Consider the following 18,796-nt stretch of genomic DNA (forward strand, 5'->3'; position numbering starts at 1 on the left):
AGGTCCGCTTTCTCCAAGCCCATACCGACCTGCCGGCCATTCCCACTCTATCCCTGAGAAACATAATGCATCTCAAAGACTTGAAAGCAAAAGCACCCGCAGACCTCGTGGCAATGGCCGAGGAACTGGGTGTCGAGGCGGCCGGCACCATGCGCCGCCAGGATCTCATGTTCTGCATCCTTCGCGAGCTCGCGGATGATGAAGAGTACAATGAAGAAATCATGGGCATTGGCACCATTGAGGTGCTGCAGGACGGCTTCGGCTTCCTGCGCAGCCCCGAGGCAAACTATCTCGCCGGCCCCGACGATATCTACGTCTCGCCCAACCAGATCCGCAAATGGGGCCTGCGCACCGGCGATACCGTAGAAGGCCAGATCCGCGCCCCGCAGGAAGGCGAGCGCTATTTTGCGCTGACCGGCCTGACCTCGGTCAACTACGAGGACCCGGCAAACGTCCGCACGCGGACCAATTTCGACAACCTCACGCCGCTTTATCCCGAAGAGAAGCTGACGCTCGACAATGTCGACCCGACGGTGAAGGACAAGTCGGCGCGCGTCATCGATATCATCTCACCGCAGGGCAAGGGCCAGCGCGCGCTGATCGTCGCGCCGCCGCGCACCGGTAAGACCGTGCTGCTGCAAAACATCGCCAAGGCGATCACCGATAACCACCCCGAAGTCTTCCTGCTTGTCCTGCTCGTCGACGAGCGTCCGGAAGAAGTCACCGACATGCAGCGTTCGGTCAATGGCGAGGTCATTTCCTCGACCTTCGACGAACCGGCCAATCGCCACGTGCAGGTCGCCGAGATGGTGATCGAAAAGGCCAAGCGTCTCGTCGAGCACAAGAAGGATGTCGTCATCCTGCTCGACTCGATCACCCGTCTCGGCCGCGCCTACAACACCGTCGTGCCCAGCTCGGGCAAGGTGCTGACCGGCGGTGTCGATGCCAACGCGCTGCAGCGCCCGAAGCGCTTCTTCGGTGCCGCACGTAACATCGAGGAAGGCGGCTCGCTCTCGATTATCGCGACCGCGCTGATCGACACCGGCAGCCGCATGGACGAGGTGATCTTCGAAGAGTTCAAGGGCACGGGTAACAGCGAAATCGTCCTTGACCGCAAGGTCGCCGACAAGCGCATCTTCCCGGCTCTGGACGTCGGCAAGTCCGGCACCCGCAAGGAAGAGCTGCTGGTTGACCAGGGCCAGCTGTCGAAGATGTGGGTCCTGCGCCGTATCCTCATGCAGATGGGCACAGTCGACGCGATGGAGTTCCTCCTCGACAAGATGAAGGATTCCAAGACCAACGAAGACTTCTTCGCCAATATGAACCAGTAAGGTGGCGGGACCGCAGCGGTTTGTCCTCACAGGAGGACCCGGCGCGGGAAAGACGACATTGCTTGCAGAGCTGGCCCGGCGCGGCTTTCGGACGGTTCCGGAAGCGGCCCGGGCCGTTTTGCGTGGAGAGGGCGGGCCCGGACTGCGGGCAAACGATCCGGACGGGTTTGCTGCGGCAATCCTGAAGCGCGAGATATGCCGTCATGCGGCGGCTGCGGGCTGGGAGGGTCCGATGTTCTACGATCGCGGGCTGGGTGACCTGGCTGCCATGCCCGTCTCGTCCCGTTCCCTGAAGGCAGAGATCGAGCGTCAGCTACAAGCCTGTCGGTACGAACCCGTAGTTTTTCGAGCACCTGCCTGGGAGGAGATCTATTGCCGCGATGCCGAGCGCACACAGAGCTGGGACGAGGCTGTGGCGAGCGATCTCGCCGTTACATCGGCGTGGAGAGGTGCTGGCTACACGATAGTGGACCTTCCCTCGCTTGACCCGGCGGGACGAGCGGAGTTCGTTCTCGCCCTAATTTGAGCCCTTCATCGCCTCCAGCATCGCGGCCATTTGCTCCCAGACCTTGTTCACGGCCTTCAATGGTCGCACCATGACTTTGAAGTCCACGATGGTGCCGTTCTCGTCGAAGCGGATGATGTCGACGCCATTGACATGGATGCCGTCCATCTGTGTCTCGAATTCGAGCATGGCATTGTCGCCGTCGACCAGTTCGCGGACATAGCTGAAGCTGTCGTTGCCGAGCGTTTGCCCGGCCGCCGAAAGATAGGCGACGACAAGGTCGCGACCCTTCTGCGGCGTATGGACCACGGGCGAGTGGAAGACCGCATCTTCATGGATGATCCCAGCAAGCTCTGCCGCCTTGCTGCCGTTTTCGATGACATGGTGCCAGTTTTCGAGGCCCCTTATTGCCGACATGTGGCTTCTCCAAAGCTATCAAACTGCGCGGCGGCCCACGCCTTGGCATATTGGGTGCCCTCGGGACTTTCCAGGAGCTCGCCGGGGCGCAGGAAATTGTAGATATTGTCGATGCTGTCGCTGCGGGCGGAATTTTGCCTCTCAGAGATGTGGCAGGGCTCGATCTGCCACGGATTATCGAGGCCCATGGCGACGACCATTTCACGAAGCGCATGAAGGGTATGGCGCTGGAAGCGGGTGACACGCTCGGCCTTCGTAGGGACGACGAGGCCACGCTGGCGGGTGGCATCCTGTGTCGCGATGCCAGTGGGACAGCGGTCGGTGTGGCAATTCATCGACTGGATGCATCCAAGCGCAAACATGAATGCGCGGCCTGCATTGCACCAATCCGCTCCGAGACCGAAATTCATCGCAAGACCAGCGCCCGAATGCACCTTGCCCGCTGCGGCGATCTTGATCTCGTCTTTGAGGCCCGTCCCCACGAGCGCATTGCGCACGAGGATCAGCCCCTCGCGCAGCGGCATACCGACGCGGTTGGAGAATTCGACCGGCGCAGCGCCCGTTCCGCCTTCGGCCCCATCGACGACGATGTAATCGAGCCTGATCCCGGTTTCGAGCATCGCCTCGCAAATGGCGAAGACTTCATGCGGCTTGCCGACGCACAGCTTGATGCCGACCGGCTTGCCGCCCGACAAATCGCGCAATTGCGCCGCCCATTCGAGCAATTCCACAGGTGTCGAAAAAGTCGAGTGGGCAGGGGGTGAAATCACGTCCCGACCAATCGGCACGCCGCGCGTTTCGGCGATTTCCTTGGTCACCTTTGGCCCGGGCAGGACGCCGCCATGGCCGGGTTTGGCACCCTGGCTGAGCTTGATTTCGACCATCTTGACCTGCGGGTCGGTCGCGGTCTCGGCGAACTTGTCGGGATTGAATGTGCCGTCCTCGTTCCGGCAGCCGAAATATCCGCTGCCGATTTCCCATACGAGGTCGCCGCCATGCGAACGGTGATAGCGCGACAGCCCGCCTTCACCCGTGTCGTGGTAGAAATTGCCCGCCGCCGCGCCTTTGTTGAGCGCCATGATGGCGTTGGCCGAGAGCGAGCCGAAGCTCATCGCCGAGATATTGAACAGCGAGGCCGAATAGGGCTGCGAACACTGGCTCGACCCGACATCGACGCGCCATTCGGGAGGGGCATCCTCGTTCGGCACGATGGAATGCGCCAGCCATTCGTATTCGTCCGAATAGACATCGAGTTCGGTCCCGAAGGGATGCGAATCGAGTTGCCCCTTGGCGCGGGCGTAAACGAGGCTGCGCTCGTCGTGGTTGAAAGGCCGGCCTTCAAGGTCTCCCTCGACCACATAGGCCCGGGCGAAAGGGCGCAGGTCTTCCATGATCCAGCGGATACGGGCAACGAGCGGGTAATTCCGCCTAAGTGTATGTTTACGCTGAAAGAAATCCCAGATTGCGATGACAAATAAGGGGAGGGTGAGGACAAGTCCCCACTTCAACCATCCCCACGGCGCAATCCAGAACAATACCGACAGCACCAAGAGCGCCACCGGTATTCCGTAGCGTACCGCCAGTTCAGCGGAATCGCGCCACTTCGCCTTGTTGGGAATCAAGCGAGATGCTCGGCAAAGAAGTCGGCCGTGCGGCTATCGGCAAGGTTCGCTGCCTCTTCGCGGCGGCGCTTGCCGAATTCGGTGGCGAAGCCATGGTCCAGCCCTTCGTAATCGTAGAGCGTGACTTTGGGATGGTCGTCGAGACCTTCGTGCATTGCCTTCTGCGTGTCCTTGTCGACGAAACCGTCCTCGGTGGGCACGTGGAGCAATAGCGGGTGCGCGATGGCGTGTTTTTCGTTCAGCAGGCCGTCGATGCCTACGCCGTAATATCCGACAGAAGCATTCACGTCGGTACGCGCGGCGGTCATATAGGCGAGGCGGCCGCCGAGACAGTATCCCACGCAGCCCACCTTGGCGACGCCTTCCTCGCGGCGGATATGATGGATGGTCGCCTCGATATCGCGGATGCCTTGGTCTTGGTCGAACTTGCCCATCAGGTCGAGCGCGCGCTGGAATTCGGGTTCCACATCGGGGTCGAGTTCGACACCGGGCTCAAGCCGCCAGAAGAGGTCGGGCGCAGCCGCGAGATAACCTTCCTCGGCGAGCTTGTCGCACTTGCGGCGGATGCCTGCATTTACACCAAAGATTTCCTGGATGACGAGGATTGCCGCCTTGGGAGTATCGGCGGGTCTTGCGACATAGGCATCGAACTTCGCATCGCCGGACAGGGTGGCAATCGTAACGGTCTCGCTCATCGGTGAATTCTCCCTCGCAGGTCTTCGAACTGTCTTATGCTTGCATGACGCGGCATGCAGCCCCAGATAGGCGCTTACAAGTCCTAACGGAGGAAACGCGATGAAGGTCCATATCGAGATAGATTGTACGCCGGAGGAGGCGCGGACCTTCATGGGCCTGCCCGACGTGGGCAAGGCGAACGACATCTATGTCGACATGATGTCGAAGGCGATGAAGGGCGTGTCGAACACCGACCAGCTGCAGGAATATGCCAAGCAGCTCGCGCCGATGGGCCAAGCCGGCTTCAAGCTGTTCCAGAGCTTCATCGAAGGCGCGCAGGCGGCGCGCACTCCCCCCAAGAAGCCCGACGCTTCCGACGACTGAGCTCTTCCCCGCATGACCGACACCATCTTCGCCCTGTCCAGCGGAGCGCCTCCGGCTGCCATCGGCGTTGTCCGGATTAGCGGACCGAAGGCCGGTGAAGTTGTCGAGACGATGTGCGGCGGGATGCCCGAGCCGCGACATGCAAGTCTTCGCACCTTGCGAAATGAAAATGGCGACGCGCTCGACAAGGCCTTGGTGCTGTGGTTCCCCGGCCCGCGGACCGCGACAGGGGAAGATTTGGCCGAGTTCCATTGTCACGGGGGCAGGGCGGTCATTGCGGCTGTCGAGCGGGCACTCGGCCGGATAGACGGAGTGCGGCGAGCGGAGCCGGGCGAGTTCACCCGCCGCGCCTTTGCCAACGGCGTCATTGATTTGGCCGAAGCAGAAGGCCTCGGCGATTTACTTGCAGCCGAAACCGAATTGCAGCGTCGCGCCGCGCAGGAAGCTGCGGGTGGCGGGTTGTCCCGGAAGGTCGAAGAATGGCGCGAACGGGTATTGCGGCTGTCGGCACTTGTGGAGGCGCAGCTCGATTTTGGCGATGAAGACGATGTCGGCGGTTTGCCGGAAATGTTTCACGTGGAACTTTCACAGCTCCTCAAGGAGTGGCGAGAGGCTATCGAAACGCCAAGGGTGGAGCGATTGCGTGATGGCATCCGTGTAGTTTTCGCCGGCCCGCCCAACTCGGGGAAGTCGTCGCTCTTCAACGCCATCCTCGATGAGGGGGCAGCCATTGTTTCGGCGGAAGCAGGTACGACGCGTGATGTCATCGAGCGGCCCGTCGCTTTGGGGGGCGTGCCGTTCCTCTTGGTCGACACGGCTGGCCTGCGTGAGGAAGGAGCAGGAGATATCGAGCGTATCGGTATCGAACGTGCGCTCGGCGAATTGGGGAGGGCGGACATAGTTCTCTGGCTCGGCGAGGAAGGCCGTGGACCGGAGGGCGCGTTGGAAGTGGCATCGCGTTCTGATCTGAACAACGAAGAAAAAGCTGAGCCAGATTATGTAGTTTCCGCCGTAACCGGTGACGGAGTGGAAAGTCTGGTCGCCGGGTTGCTCGAGCGCGCAAGGGGCCTCTTGCCCAAGCCGGGGACCGCGGCACTGAATGCCCGTCAGGGTGATGCGCTTAGTGAGGCAATGGAGGCGTTGAGTGGCATCGAGACTGATGCGGATTTCCTCCTGACGGCAGAGCGGCTGCGCTTGGCGAGGGTTGCTCTCGATCGCTTCCTAGGACGCCAGTCCACCGAGGACATGCTCGACGCGCTCTTCGGTCGGTTCTGTATCGGCAAGTAACTTCATGAGAATGTTCCACGTGGAACAACCTTAGCGCTTTGCCGCCAACGTCGTTTGCGGTATCGGCGCAGCCATGCAGGATTTCGACATCATTGTGGTCGGCGGCGGACATGCCGGCGTCGAGGCGGCTTGCGCTTCGGCAAGGATGGGCGCGCGGACGGCGCTGGTAAGTTTCGATCTCTCGAAGATCGGTGCCATGAGCTGCAATCCGGCGATCGGCGGATTGGGTAAGGGGCACCTGGTTCGGGAAGTCGATGCGCTCGACGGTGTGATTGGGCGCGCTGCCGATGCGGCTGCCATTCACTACCGGATGCTGAACCGCTCGAAGGGGAGTGCGGTCTGGGGCCCTCGCGTCCAGGCTGACCGGGCGCTGTTTCATCGTGCGGTGCAGGGCATCGTGTCCTCGCAAGAGAACCTTTCGCTGGTGGAGGGTGAGGCTGCGGCACTGACCATGGAGGGCGATGCCGTCTGTGGTATCAAGCTCGCCGACGATAGCGTCCTGCGCTCCTCGGCTGTCATCCTCTGCACCGGCACATTCCTCGGCGGGACGCTTTATCGCGGCGAAGAGCGGTTCGAGGGAGGGCGCATTGGCGAGGATGCGGCACGTGTCCTTGCATCGCAGCTGCGCGATGCCGAACTGCCGATGGCTCGACTCAAGACCGGGACACCTCCACGCCTCGACGGGCGTACAATCGATTGGGCCGGTCTCGAAGAGCAGCCGAGCGATGGCGAAAGCTGGACGATGTCCTCCATCACCGCTCGGCGCACGAACCCGCAGGTCTTTTGTGCCATCACAAGGACCAACACCGAGGCGCACGATATTATTCGTGCCAATCTCGACCGTTCGCCGCTGTTTTCGGGAGCCATCGGGGCAGCCGGCCCTCGTTACTGTCCCTCCATCGAAGACAAGATCCATCGTTTCGGCGATCGGGAGGGGCACCAGATTTTTCTCGAGCCGGAGGGGCTTTCGACGCATCTCGTCTATCCCAACGGGATCAGCACCTCGCTCCCTGTTGATGTCCAGCACGATATGCTGCGCGCGATGAAGGGGCTGGAACGGGTGGAGATGGCCGTCCCCGGTTATGCGGTCGAATACGACCATATCGACCCGCGAGCCCTTCGCTCGACGCTTGAACTGAAAGCCATTCCGGGCCTCTACTGCGCCGGACAAATCAACGGGACCACCGGTTACGAGGAAGCTGCAGCGCAAGGCCTTGTTGCTGGCATGAATGCGGCGGCCAGTGTGCTGGGCCGGGATCCTGTCGGTCTTGACCGAGCCAATTCCTACATCGCTGTCATGGTCGATGACCTCACCCTGCAGGGCGTCAGCGAGCCTTACCGCATGCTCACGGCGCGTGCCGAGTACCGTCTTCGTTTGCGTGCCGCGAATGCGGATACGCGCCTCACCGGTCTTGGCATCGAGGCTGGGTTGGTTGGGGATGAGAGGGCCGACTGGTTCGCTTCACGTGAAGCGCGACGTTCGGTCATCGATAATCGGCTTGACGAGGAGGTTCATGCCCATGCGCTCATCGATGGCGGGTTGAAGGCCAAGGCGGACCGCGGCTCACAAAAGCTGCGCGAGTGGCTGAGGGGTGGGCAGATATCCATCGACGAGCTTGCGGGTATCGTTGGCGGCATAGACCCGCAGGACGCACTCACGGTCGAAATGGTCGAGGACACCATCTACGAACCCTATCTCGCCCGCCAAGAGGCCGAGCTGAGGGACCTGAAGGCAGGGGAGCAGCTGAAGCTCCCGGCCGACTTCCCCTACGACCGCGTGCCAGGACTATCAAACGAGATGGTGGAGCGTCTTGGCCGGGCACGGCCCGAGACGCTTTCCGCCGCTGGACGTGTGCCCGGGATTACGCCCGCAGCCCTTGCTGCGCTTCTCGTCCATGCCCGGCGGTTGGAGGAAAAAGCAGCGTGATTTCCAACGAGACTGACGCGCGGAGCTTCATCGCAGGGCTCGGCGGGGCCGAAGCCATCGCCAAGCTGGAAGTGCTTGCCGAAGACTTGAGGGCCGAGAACGCTAGACAGAACCTCGTATCGAAGGGTTCGCTGGAGGAGGTGTGGGTCCGACACTTTGCTGACTCGGCCCAGCTCATCCCGCATGTTCCACGTGAAACACGCGGAGCCTGGTTCGACCTCGGCAGCGGTGCGGGCTTTCCGGGGCTGGTTCTGGCCATCCTCCGCCCCGACGAGCCGACGGTCCTGATCGAATCACGGAAGCGCCGAATCGAATGGTTGGAAGCGATGGCGCGCAAACTCGAACTCGCGAATTGCGAAATCGAGGGAAAACGTCTCGAGCTCGCCGACACGCGAAAAGCGGCGGTAATCTCGGCCCGAGCCTTTGCTCCGCTACCCAAACTGCTCAGTTTATCCGCACGCTTCTCCACAGCACGTACACACTGGGTGTTGCCCAAAGGGCGTTCCGCAGCGCAGGAAGTGGAAGAACTACCGCGCAAGCAGCGCAAAATGTTCCACGTGGAACACTCCATTACGGATGACGAAGCCGGAATCGTCGTCGGTCAGGGCAAGGTAGAGGCTTGAGTATGATTACCATCGCGATTGCAAACCAGAAGGGCGGGGTGGGGAAAACCACGACGGCCATCAACATCGCCACGGCCATGGCAGCATCGGGATGGCGCACGCTGCTGATCGATCTCGACCCGCAGGGTAACGCCTCGACCGGCCTCGGCATCGACAATGCCGCGCGCGAATTCACCACTTATGACTTGCTGGTGGGCGACGCTACGCTCGCGCAGGCTGCACAGAATACCGAAATTCCCGGTCTCGACATCGTGCCTGCGACGCAGGACCTTTCTGGCGCCGAGGTTGAGCTTGTTTCGGTCGAGGACCGCACCCATCGCCTGCAGAAGGCGCTGGCTGCTCCGCAAAATGGTTTCGCCGGTTACGATGTTGCTTTCATCGATTGTCCGCCTTCACTTGGTCTCCTGACGCTCAATGCGCTCGGCGCAGCGGACACGCTGATGGTCCCGCTTCAGTGCGAGTTCTTTGCGCTCGAAGGGCTCAGCCAGCTGCTCCAGACGGTCGAGCGCGTGCAGCAACGCTTCAACCCCGATTTGGGCATAGTCGGCATCGCGCTCACCATGTTCGACCGCCGCAACAAGCTGACCGACCAGGTTGCCGACGACGTGCGCGATTGCCTCGGTAACCTCGTGTTTGAAAACGTTATTCCGCGCAATGTGCGCCTGTCCGAGGCTCCCAGCCACGGCATGCCTGCGCTTATCTACGACCATAATTGCCCCGGCAGCCGCGCCTATATCGGCCTGGCTCGCGAACTGATCGGGCGCCTGCCAGAAAAGAGGAAAGCCGCATGAGCGCTGCAGTAGACCGCAAGAAGAAACTCGGCCGCGGCCTTGGCGCGCTGATGGGCGAGATCCAGCGCGAAGAGCCGCTGGTTCGCGAATCCAGTAACGAAGGTAACCAGTCGGGCGATGCAGTGGCTCCGTCGGCTACGGGCCTCAGCGACATCCCGGTCGCCGACATTTCGCCTCTCCCGGGCCAGCCTCGCACGCATTTCGACGACGATGCGCTCGACCAGCTTGCGGCCTCGATTGCGCAGCGGGGCGTTATCCAGCCTGTTATCGTCACCGCCAAAGGCGACGGACGGTACCAGCTCGTCGCCGGTGAGCGGCGCTGGCGTGCGGCCCAGCGCGCGCGCCTGCACGCCATTCCTGCCATTGTTCGCGACCTCGACAAGCGCGAAATCATGGCGCTGGCGCTGATTGAGAACCTCCAGCGCGAGGATCTCAACCCGCTCGAAGAAGCGCGCGCTTACCAAAAGCTGTCCGAAGAAGAGGGCATGACGCAGGCGGAAATCGCCCAGTTGGTCGACAAATCGCGCAGCCACGTCGCCAATTTCCAGCGCTTGCTCGCGCTTCCCAACGACGTGCTCGACATGCTGGCCGACGGACGGCTCACCATGGGCCATGCCCGCCCGCTTATCGGCAATGACGATGCGAGCGACATTGCCCGCAAGGCGGTGAATGACAATCTCTCGGTTCGCCAGGTGGAAAAACTGGCGCGTGGCGAAAAGCCGAAAGCCACGCGTTCGGGCGGAACTACGTCGGTCGTCGACGCAACCGATGATGCCGATATCACGGCGGTACAGGGTCATCTCGAAGAGTTCCTCGGCCTGCCAGTCAAGATCAAGACTGAAGGCGCGCCCGGCACGGGTACGGTGACCATCGGTTACCGTACGCTCGACCAGCTCGACCTGATTTGCCAGCGATTGACCGGCGGTGATATCTAAGAGTTAGATTCTTTCCGAGATAATCTCGGCAAGTCTTTCAATTGCCGCCTTATCTTCCTCGTCGAACCGCGCTTTCGAAGGGCTGTCGAGGTCGATAACCGCCACGACGTCGCCGCCGCGCATCACTGGCACGACGAGCTCCGAATTGGTCTCCGAATCGCAGGCGATGTGGCCGGGGAAGGCGTGGACGTCCTCCACCAGCTGCGTTGCTGCATCGGCGGCTGCCGTACCGCACACGCCCTTGCCGAGCGGGATCCGAATGCAGGCAGGTCGGCCCATGAAGGGGCCGAGAACCAGTTCGCCCTCGACCATGCGATAGAAGCCGGCCCAGTTCAAATCGGGCAGGAAATCCCACACGAGCGCGGCGACGTTGGCCATATTGGCCACGCCATCGGGTTCGCCAGCGGTGAGCGCCTCGGCTGCTTCGTGGAGCTGGCGATAGGCTTCGGGCTTGGGGCAGTCGTCTGCGGGTCGGAAATCGAACATGGCGTCCATCTAGGGCCGCCGCGAGCGCGCGCAAGGGCTGATGCGACTAGATGATTGCGGGCAGGGCGGGGCTCGCCTATCCCTTGCTTCCATGAGCATTCTCAAGAAGCTGGGCATTGCCCTTCTCGTCATTCTCCTCCTCCTAGCGATATTCGCCTATTTTGTGACGCGCGGCGATACCGCAGGGCTATCGGTAGCCGAGGTCAGCGGGACCGACCCGACGCTCGAAGAGGCCGATGCCGAGACTTTCCCGACGGTCGCAATTGCCGACCCGGTGGGTTGGGCCGAGGCCGAGAAGCCGGTCGCGGCGGAAGGCCTTGCGGTCAATCGCTTCGCCGAAGGCCTCGACCACCCGCGTACGCTCTATGCGCTGCCGAATGGCGATATCCTCGTTTCGCTCACGCGCTCGCCCAATCAGGGCGGTGGCGGCATCATGGGCTGGATTGCCAACAAGCTGATGACAAAGGCGGGCGCGAATGGCCCGTCCGCGAACCAGGTCGTGCTGCTGCGTGACGAGGATGGTGACGGCACGGCGGAGACCCGCAGCGTGCTGGTCGACGGACTTGATTCTCCCTCGGGCATCGCCTGGTCCGACGATACACTCTACATCGCAAATCACGACGAAGTGCTTGCTTTCCCTTACGAACTCGGCGGTGACCGCGTGACGGCAGAGCCGCGCAAGGTGGCCGACCTTGCCGCAGGGGGCGGGCACTGGATGCGCAACCTCGAAATCCACCCCGACGGGCAACGTCTTTATGTTGCGGTGGGTTCGGATACCAATATCGCCGACAAGGGCATGGAGGCCGAAGAGGGTCGCGCGCTCATCTGGGAGTTCGACCTCGTCAGCGGCCGCCGCCGCCAGTTTGCAGGTGGGCTGCGCAATCCCAACGGGCTCGACTTCAGCCCGTGGTCGGGTGAACTCTGGACCACGGTCAACGAGCGCGACATGCTCGGCAGCGACCTCGTGCCCGACTACCTCACCAATGTGCCCATTGGCGCGCAATATGGCTGGCCCTGGGTTTATTGGGGCGACAATTACGATCGCCGCGTGAAGCACCCGACGCCGCAATATATCAACTACATCCGCAAGCCCGAATACGCGCTCGGCCCGCATGTCGCGGCGCTGGGCTTCGTCTTCAGCAGGGAAGGCGCGGCGCTGGGCGAGGCCTTCGGCAGCGGCGCCTTCATCGCCCGCCACGGCTCGTGGAACCGCAAGCCGCCCTCGGGCTACGACGTCGTCTATGTCGCCTTCGACGCGCGCGGCAATCCGACCGGCAAGCCTGTTCCGGTTCTCACCGGCTTCCTCAAGGATGACGGCGATACGCGGGGCCGCCCGACATGGGTCGAATGGGCGGGGGACGGCTCGCTGCTCGTGAGCGACGACACGGCCGGCATCATCTGGCGCGTCACCTCACCCGGCGCCACTCCGCAATCGGCCATCGAACGCGTGCGAGGCGACCGCCTTCCGCCGCAGCGCGAACTGCGCGGACAAGCGGCGACCTTCGGGCAGGACGAGGACGACGATTACGCCCGGTACGTCACGCCGGAATAAGGTGAGGACTCAGCCCAAGAGCGCTTCGGTCGGGATCGCGTAGAGCGCCTCGCCGCCCGCCATGGCCGAGGCCTTGAGGCCTGACGCTTCAGGCACGATACGGTCGAGGAAGAAGCGTACGCTGGCGGGCTTGGACTTGACCAATGCAGGCGCGTCGCCGCTCTCCACCGCGCGCAACTGGCGCAGCAGCTGCCACCCGGCCGTTGCCACCGCCAGCATGGTGCAGAAGGCCACACTCCCGGCAAGACGGTCGTCAAGGCTGGCCTCGTTGCGCATCCATGCGACGACGTCGGCACAATCGCGCGCCAAGGTAAGGAGGTGCGCCTCACCGCCGCATTCGCGCTCGATATCGGCAATCAGGCTGCCGATTGCCTCGCCATCGTGCAGGCCGAGCTTGCGGGTGACGAGGTCGGCGGCCTGGATACCGTTGGTGCCCTCGTAAATCGGGGCGATGCGCGAATCGCGCCAGTGCTGCGCCGCGCCGGTTTCCTCGACAAAGCCCATGCCGCCATGGACCTGCACGCCGAGACTGGCGACTTCGATGCCGATATCGGTGCCCCAGGCCTTGATGAGCGGCGTGAGGACCTCGCCGCGGGCCTTGGCGTTCTCGTCGCCCAGCACGCCGCGGTCGACCTGACCGGCGGTGTAATAGAGCAACGCGCGCGAGCCTTCGGTCAGTGCCTTCATGCGCAGGAGCATGCGGCGCACGTCGGGATGCTCGATAATCGACACAGGGTTCTTGTCGGGTGAGCCTGCGCGCGCCGACTGCACGCGCTCCTTCGCGTAATCCATCGCCTGCTGCGTGGCGCGCTCGCCGATTTGCACCCCTTGGTTTCCGACGTTGATGCGCGCGTTGTTCATCATCGTGAACATCGCCGCGAGGCCGCGATTCTCCGCGCCGACCAGTTCGCCGATGCACTCGTCGTTGTCGCCGTAGCTCATCACGCAGGTGGGCGATGCGTTGATGCCAAGCTTGTGCTCGAGGCTGACGCAGCGGACGTCGTTGCGCGGGCCGAGCGACCCATCCGGTTTCACATGATACTTGGGCACGGTAAAGAGCGAGATCCCGCGGCTGCCCTCGGGCGCATCGGGCAGGCGTGCGAGGACGAGGTGGATGATGTTCTCCGCCAGCTCGTGCTCACCCCAAGTTATGTAGATTTTTTGTCCCTTTATCAGGTATTTGCCCGCATGCTCGCCATCTTCGATGGGTTTCGCCGTGGTTCGCAGCGCGCCGACGTCGGACCCGGCCTGCGGCTCGGTCAGGTTCATCGTGCCCGACCACTTCCCGCTTACGAGGTCTGGGAGGTATTTCTGCTGCAATTCCTCCGAACCATGGTGCTCCAGCGCCTCGATCGCGCCGACGCTGAGCATCGGGAGCAGGTTGAACGCCATATTCGCGGTGCCAAGGTTTTCGAGCACGTTGCAGGCAAGCGTGAAGGGGAGACCCTGCCCGCCGAACTCTTCGGGGGAGGCGATCGCGTTCCAGCCCTGCTCGACATAATGCGCATAGGCCTCGGCAAAGCCGTCCGGCAGGCGAACCACGCCGTTCTCCAGCTTTGCACCCTCGAGGTCGCCCACCCGGTTGAGCGGCGCGAATTCACCGGCTGCGAATTGTCCTACGCCTTCGACGATGGCTTCGACCATATCGGGCTCGGCGGCAGCGAATTTCTCGGACGCGGCAAGCTCTTCGATGCCGGCGTTCACGCGGATGGCGAGCAACTGGTCCTGGGTGGCGGGAGTGTAGGTCACGCGGATATCCTCTTGGCTTTACCTGCCCGCAGATATAGCGCGCAGGCATGAGCGGCAAATACGCTACGGAAACGCTCGGCAGCGGCGAAGGGGGCCTCGCCCGTGCAGGCGAAATCCTGCGGGGCGGCGGGCTGGTGGCCGTCCCGACCGAGACGGTTTACGGACTCGCGGCGCGTGCCGATGACGATGCGGCGGTTGCGCGTATTTACGAGGCCAAGGGACGGCCAAGCTTCAACCCTTTGATTGTCCACGTTTCCTCGCTCGATGCGGCGAGGCAGCTTGCGGATTTCTCGCCAGAGGCGGAGCGACTGGCACAGGAGTACTGGCCCGGGCCGCTGACGCTCGTCCTGCCGCGCCGCAAGGACGCCAGGCTGGCCGAAGCCGTGACGGCAGGGCTGGGCACCGTGGCAATTCGCATGCCGAATCATTCGGTTATGCGCGAAATTTTGAGCAGCCTCGACTTTCCGCTCGCGGCGCCATCGGCCAACCGCAGTGGCTTCATCAGTCCTACCAGCGCCGCGCATGTGCTGGCGTCGCTCGACGGGCGCATCGATGCCGTCATCGATGGCGGAGAGTGCGAACGCGGCCTCGAATCGACGATTATCGCGGTGCGCGAGGGTGGAGCGCTCGAGCAACTGCGCCCGGGGCCGCTCGACTTCGAGAGCCTCTCCGAGGCGGCGACACAAGGAGGCCGGATCGAGGCGCCGGGGCAGCTTGCGAGCCATTACGCGCCGGGCAAGCCGGTGCGCCTCGACGTCATCCGCAGTGTGGAGGACGAATTTTACATTGGTTTCGGGGAAGTTGCGGGCGATTGCTCGCTCTCGCTCGAAGGCAATCTGGAGGAGGCGGCGTCACGGCTCTATGCCTGCCTGCACCTGGGGGCTCAGTCCGAAAAGCCGCGCATCGCCATCGCGCCCGTCCCCGATTCGGGGCTGGGCCGGGCCATCAACGATCGCCTCAGGCGCGCTGCCACGCCGGCAGGTTAACCGTCCTCCGGCTCCACCGGGATCGTGGGGATGATTTGCTGCATCTGCGCATAGGTCTCGCGCGCTTCGTCGCAGGCGCGGCGATTGCCCTCGTGGCACTTGTCGAGTTGCTTGTCGTACTGGCGCTCGAGCTTGGCGAGTTGCTCCTCGCGGCGGCGAATTTCCCGGCCACGCTTCTCGTCCGCTTCGGACTGGCTGGTGGTGGCAAGGTCCACGCCCTTGCTGACGACCTTTACCGGCGCGGTCACGACATCGGCGACAGTGCTGATACAGCCGGAGACGAGAAAAGCGGAAGCGGGTACAAAAAAGAGGGCCAGGCGGCGCACGGGGGAATTCCTTTCGTGCGGCCACCTAGCCCTGTTGGTGTGAAAACTCGATTAATCCGGCTCAGGGGGCCGGGGGTGCATCCGGTGCTTCGGGCGTCTCCGGAGCGCTTGCCTTGTCAGATTTGGCAGTCGAGCCACCGCGGCACCTCAACTTGCCCGAGCCCATCGACTGGACGGTGCAATCCGCGTTGCCAATAACGGTGACGGTGCCGGAGCCCATGATCGACGCCTCGACCCGGCCGTCCGAAGCGAATTCGGCGTCGCCCGAGCCTGCGACCGTGACATCTGCACGCCCGGTCTTGAGGGCAGCCAGACGGCCCGAACCCGACCCGGCAATGGTGAGGTCGAGACGGTCGACTTCACCGCCTGCTTCCAGATTGCCCGAGCCGGCGATGGTGAGGTCGAGCTGGTTGGCAGTGATCGTGCCGACCTTGGCAGAGCCCGAGCCTGCAATGGTCACATCGGACTGGCCATCCATCGCGTCGGCTTCGACAGTGCCCGATCCGGCGAGGACGATGGCGGTCAGGCTGGGCATGGTAAGGCGCACCGTAGCCGTCCCGATATTCCGGTCGGCATCGCGGTCGCGCATGATACCGAGAGCGCCGTCATCGAGGGTAAAGCGAAGCGCGTCGACGGCCTCCTGGTCGCCCGATACGTCGATCGTGAGGGCATCGCCGCGAGTGACGACGACATTGTCAGGCCCTGCGAGGACGATTTCGCTCGGCGCTTCGCCGCCCTGGTCGAGTTCGGCAAGGGGAACGCCCTTGCTGTCGCCGATGGTGATGTTGCCGTTGCATCCGGCGAGGAGAGCGCCTGCAGCCAGTGCCGCGAGCGGGGCCACGCCCTTCAATACCTTGTGGATCATGCCTTGTCCTTTCCTGTCGCCGAATTGGCTTGGCGTATTGGTGACATAATACGGCACGCACCTAAGTTCAACCCGCAGCAAAGGGGCCACCCCTTGCGGAGCGGCCCCTTCGTCGAATGCTGTAAGCGGTTTGTCGCTCAGGCTTCTTCGGTGTTCTCGTAATACTGCGGCGCATGTTCGCGCAGCACGTCGAGGATTTTTTCGAGAGCGGTGGGCTCGTCGGTCTTTTCCATCGCGGCCAATTCGCGAGCGAGGCGGCTGGAGGCCGCTTCGAAAATCTGACGCTCCGAATAGCTCTGTTCGGGCTGGTCATCGGGGCGGAAGAGGTCGCGCGTCACTTCGGCAATCAGGACGATTTCGCCCGAATTGATCTTCGCTTCATATTCCTGCGCGCGGCGGCTCCACATCGTGCGCTTGACCTTGGGCTTGCCCTTCAGGGTTTCCATCGCTTCCTTCAGGGTCTTGTCCGAGGACAGCTTGCGCATGCCGATCGATTCGACCTTGTTGACCGGTACGCGCAGCGTCATGCGCTCTTTCTCGAAGCGGAGGACATAGAGGTCGAGCTGCATACCGGCGATTTCCTCGCTCTGCAGTTCGATGACACGGCCCACGCCGTGCTTGGGGTAGACAACATAATCGCCAACGTCGAAGGCGTCTGCCTTGCTCGCCATGCATCAATCCTTTCGTCGGAGCCGTGCGGGGGGATGCAGCGTCACAAAACTTCCTGTCCGCGCCCCGAATTCGGTGCGCGGGAGATGTCTTCTTGTGGTGCTGCTAGCTTGACGGCCCTTTCAATTCTCACATCTGCGCCGGCAGGGACCGGTGCAGTTGTTGCATTATATAGCACAACCTAGCGATTATTGCGAGTCTTCGCAGTTTCCGGCCCCTCTTCGTCCTTACCGGAAGCTTTCACGGCCGCGTATTCCGCGCCAAGCAGGAGCAGCAGCGCGCTGGCGTAGAACCATGTGATGAGCACCACGACAGCGCCGAGCGAGCCATAGGTCGCGTTGTAACTCCCGAAATTCGCCGCATAAAAGGCGAAGGCAGCGGTGGCCGCCAGCCAACCGGCGGCAAACAGCAGCGCTCCCGGGAGGATAACGCGCCAAGCGGGTTCCGGCTTATTGGGCGCAAAGCGGTAGAGCAGCGCCGCGCCGCCGGTCGCCGCGAGAAGGAGGACTAGGAAGCTTGCGAGCGCGCCTATCGGCCCAGCAAGGACCGCCAGCGTCGTGCTGATTCCCCCGAGGGCGACGAGGCCGATAATACCAGCGAGAGTGATGGCGAGCGCAACGAGATTCCCCCTCACGAAGCCGCGCGCCTCGCCTGCATGGAAAGCGATGTTCAGCCCCATCATCAAAGCCCGCGCCCCATTGCGTGCGCCCCAAAGCGCGATGCCCAGGGCGACGAGCAGGCCCAGCCCCTGTGCCCCGGCAGCTCCTTCGCTGACATTGCGCAGCTGGTCACCAATTATCTCAGCGGCCGCGGCGGGCAGGTTGGCGGAAAGCGCCTCGATATGTCCCGCCACCGTTTCGGGGTCGGCAAACACGCCATAGCCCAGCACTAGCGCGCCGAGCGCAGGGACCAGCGCGAGCAGCGCGTAATGCGCGATGCCTGCAGCAATCAGCGAGATGTTATCATCCGAGCCAGCGGCCCAGGCGGCTTTCAGGTCGGATAGCACCCGTCCGGCGCGATCAGTCGCCTTCGCCGGGTTCGGGGCTGAAGTATTTGTCGAACTTGCCCTCTTCGCCCTTGTGCTCGTCGGCATCGGCGGGCGGTTCCTTCTGGCTCGTAATGTTCGGCCATTCGGCGCTGAACTTGGTGTTCAGCTCGAGCCATTTCTCGAGATTGTCCTCGGTATCGGGGAGGATAGCCTCGGCCGGGCATTCGGGTTCGCACACGCCGCAATCGATGCATTCCGACGGGTTGATGACGAGCATGTTCTCGCCCTCGTAGAAGCAGTCGACCGGGCAGACCTCGACGCAGTCGGTGTATTTGCATTTGATGCAGGCGTCGGTGACGACATAGGTCATGGAGCGAAGTGTCCCTCTCAGAAGTGTTGTGCTGCGCTGCTATGGCTATTCATGCGCCGGGGTCAAGTTCCCGATAACATTCTTGCGCCTCGCGCGGTGGCCCGCGGCGCTCGGGCAGGGTGAGCACTTCGACCAGCTTGACCCCGTTCCCGATGGGTAGGGTGAGGACATCACCCGTCGCGACATCACGGCTGGCGCGGAGCACGCGTTCGCCGTTCTTGCGGATATGGCCTTCCTCGATGAGCTTGCGGGCCGCGCTGCGGGTGCGCACGAAGCGCAGGAAACAGAGCAGGCGGTCGAGCCTCAAC

General features: G+C 62.9%; 21 protein-coding genes. 10 read left to right on the forward strand and 11 right to left on the reverse strand.

Annotation, left to right across the window (positions count from 1 at the left end; all coding sequences use genetic code 11):
- The first annotated feature begins 65 nt into the window (after positions 1–65).
- Together rho and K3152_RS10840 are read left to right on the forward strand one after the other, a co-directional pair.
- Positions 66–1,331 (forward strand): transcription termination factor Rho, encoded by a 1,266-nt coding sequence (gene rho / locus K3152_RS10835; RefSeq protein ID WP_040964460.1) that lies wholly within the window; start codon positions 66–68, stop codon positions 1,329–1,331.
- Position 1,332: 1 nt separating this feature from the next.
- Entirely contained in the window at positions 1,333–1,857 is a 525-nt protein-coding gene (locus tag K3152_RS10840; protein WP_221574119.1) for an AAA family ATPase, read from the forward strand.
- On the opposite strand, the gene K3152_RS10845 is transcribed toward K3152_RS10840, so the two are convergent.
- From K3152_RS10845 to K3152_RS10855, 3 genes are all read right to left on the reverse strand, one after another.
- Positions 1,849–2,253: a nuclear transport factor 2 family protein gene (locus K3152_RS10845; RefSeq protein WP_221574120.1), complete on the reverse strand. Its 405-nt coding sequence runs from the start codon at positions 2,251–2,253 to the stop codon at positions 1,849–1,851. The genes K3152_RS10840 and K3152_RS10845 overlap by 9 nt on opposite strands.
- Positions 2,241–3,800, reverse strand: a complete 1,560-nt coding sequence (locus K3152_RS10850; RefSeq protein WP_425594680.1) for an FMN-binding glutamate synthase family protein — start codon at positions 3,798–3,800, stop codon at positions 2,241–2,243. The genes K3152_RS10845 and K3152_RS10850 overlap by 13 nt, the downstream gene beginning before the upstream one ends.
- Before the next feature lie 71 nt (positions 3,801–3,871).
- Positions 3,872–4,570, reverse strand: a complete 699-nt coding sequence (locus tag K3152_RS10855; protein ID WP_221574122.1) for a dienelactone hydrolase family protein — start codon at positions 4,568–4,570, stop codon at positions 3,872–3,874.
- A gap of 100 nt (positions 4,571–4,670) precedes the next feature.
- On the opposite strand from K3152_RS10855, the gene K3152_RS10860 reads away from it, so the two are divergent.
- The 6 genes from K3152_RS10860 (at position 4,671) to K3152_RS10885 (ending at position 10,497) form a co-directional block, all read left to right on the forward strand.
- Positions 4,671–4,934, forward strand: coding sequence for a DUF6489 family protein (locus tag K3152_RS10860; protein ID WP_221574123.1), 264 nt, complete (start codon positions 4,671–4,673; stop codon positions 4,932–4,934).
- A 12-nt stretch (positions 4,935–4,946) separates the two neighbouring features.
- Entirely contained in the window at positions 4,947–6,221 is a 1,275-nt protein-coding gene (mnmE, locus tag K3152_RS10865) for a tRNA uridine-5-carboxymethylaminomethyl(34) synthesis GTPase MnmE (RefSeq protein ID WP_221574124.1), read from the forward strand.
- 73 nt (positions 6,222–6,294) lie between these two features.
- Complete coding sequence (mnmG, locus tag K3152_RS10870) at positions 6,295–8,148, forward strand: tRNA uridine-5-carboxymethylaminomethyl(34) synthesis enzyme MnmG (RefSeq protein ID WP_221574125.1); 1,854 nt, start codon at positions 6,295–6,297, stop codon at positions 8,146–8,148.
- Positions 8,145–8,771 (forward strand): 16S rRNA (guanine(527)-N(7))-methyltransferase RsmG, encoded by a 627-nt coding sequence (rsmG, locus tag K3152_RS10875; RefSeq protein ID WP_221574126.1) that lies wholly within the window; start codon positions 8,145–8,147, stop codon positions 8,769–8,771. The genes mnmG and rsmG overlap by 4 nt, the downstream gene beginning before the upstream one ends.
- A 2-nt stretch (positions 8,772–8,773) precedes the next feature.
- Positions 8,774–9,562 carry a ParA family protein gene (locus K3152_RS10880; protein ID WP_282098369.1) on the forward strand — a complete coding sequence of 263 codons (789 nt, stop codon included), beginning with the start codon at positions 8,774–8,776 and terminating at the stop codon, positions 9,560–9,562.
- A complete protein-coding gene (locus tag K3152_RS10885) occupies positions 9,559–10,497 on the forward strand; it encodes a ParB/RepB/Spo0J family partition protein (RefSeq protein ID WP_221574128.1) in 939 nt (312 codons plus the stop codon). The genes K3152_RS10880 and K3152_RS10885 overlap by 4 nt, the downstream gene beginning before the upstream one ends.
- A 3-nt stretch (positions 10,498–10,500) precedes the next feature.
- Here the strand turns inward: K3152_RS10885 and K3152_RS10890 are convergent, their stop codons facing one another.
- A complete protein-coding gene (locus K3152_RS10890) occupies positions 10,501–10,983 on the reverse strand; it encodes a GAF domain-containing protein (protein ID WP_221574395.1) in 483 nt (160 codons plus the stop codon).
- Between the two features lie 91 nt (positions 10,984–11,074).
- Here K3152_RS10890 and K3152_RS10895 point away from each other — a divergent pair, with 91 nt between their 5' ends.
- Positions 11,075–12,535 carry a PQQ-dependent sugar dehydrogenase gene (locus K3152_RS10895; RefSeq protein WP_221574129.1) on the forward strand — a complete coding sequence of 487 codons (1,461 nt, stop codon included), beginning with the start codon at positions 11,075–11,077 and terminating at the stop codon, positions 12,533–12,535.
- Positions 12,536–12,544: 9 nt separating this feature from the next.
- Here the strand turns inward: K3152_RS10895 and K3152_RS10900 are convergent, their stop codons facing one another.
- Entirely contained in the window at positions 12,545–14,284 is a 1,740-nt protein-coding gene (locus tag K3152_RS10900; protein WP_221574130.1) for an acyl-CoA dehydrogenase family protein, read from the reverse strand.
- 47 nt (positions 14,285–14,331) lie between these two features.
- Between K3152_RS10900 and K3152_RS10905 the strand changes: the two genes are divergently transcribed.
- A complete protein-coding gene (locus K3152_RS10905; protein ID WP_221574131.1) occupies positions 14,332–15,270 on the forward strand; it encodes an L-threonylcarbamoyladenylate synthase in 939 nt (312 codons plus the stop codon).
- Here K3152_RS10905 and K3152_RS10910 read toward each other — a convergent pair.
- The 6 genes from K3152_RS10910 to K3152_RS10935 form a co-directional block, all read right to left on the reverse strand.
- Positions 15,267–15,596, reverse strand: a complete 330-nt coding sequence (locus K3152_RS10910) for a hypothetical protein (RefSeq protein WP_221574132.1) — start codon at positions 15,594–15,596, stop codon at positions 15,267–15,269. The genes K3152_RS10905 and K3152_RS10910 overlap by 4 nt on opposite strands.
- A gap of 61 nt (positions 15,597–15,657) precedes the next feature.
- Positions 15,658–16,461, reverse strand: a complete 804-nt coding sequence (locus tag K3152_RS10915; protein WP_221574133.1) for a head GIN domain-containing protein — start codon at positions 16,459–16,461, stop codon at positions 15,658–15,660.
- Positions 16,462–16,598: 137 nt separating this feature from the next.
- Positions 16,599–17,132, reverse strand: a complete 534-nt coding sequence (locus K3152_RS10920; protein ID WP_221538178.1) for a CarD family transcriptional regulator — start codon at positions 17,130–17,132, stop codon at positions 16,599–16,601.
- A 179-nt stretch (positions 17,133–17,311) separates the two neighbouring features.
- Complete coding sequence (locus K3152_RS10925) at positions 17,312–18,136, reverse strand: YihY/virulence factor BrkB family protein (RefSeq protein ID WP_345719801.1); 825 nt, start codon at positions 18,134–18,136, stop codon at positions 17,312–17,314.
- Between the two features lie 13 nt (positions 18,137–18,149).
- Positions 18,150–18,488 carry a ferredoxin FdxA gene (fdxA, locus tag K3152_RS10930; RefSeq protein ID WP_040964444.1) on the reverse strand — a complete coding sequence of 113 codons (339 nt, stop codon included), beginning with the start codon at positions 18,486–18,488 and terminating at the stop codon, positions 18,150–18,152.
- 49 nt (positions 18,489–18,537) lie between these two features.
- Positions 18,538–18,795 carry an RNA-binding S4 domain-containing protein gene (locus tag K3152_RS10935; RefSeq protein ID WP_221574135.1) on the reverse strand — a complete coding sequence of 86 codons (258 nt, stop codon included), beginning with the start codon at positions 18,793–18,795 and terminating at the stop codon, positions 18,538–18,540.
- Between the last annotated feature and the right edge of the window lies 1 nt (position 18,796).

The sequence above is a fragment of the Qipengyuania polymorpha genome (genome assembly GCF_019711435.1).
Lineage (GTDB): Bacteria > Pseudomonadota > Alphaproteobacteria > Sphingomonadales > Sphingomonadaceae > Qipengyuania > Qipengyuania polymorpha.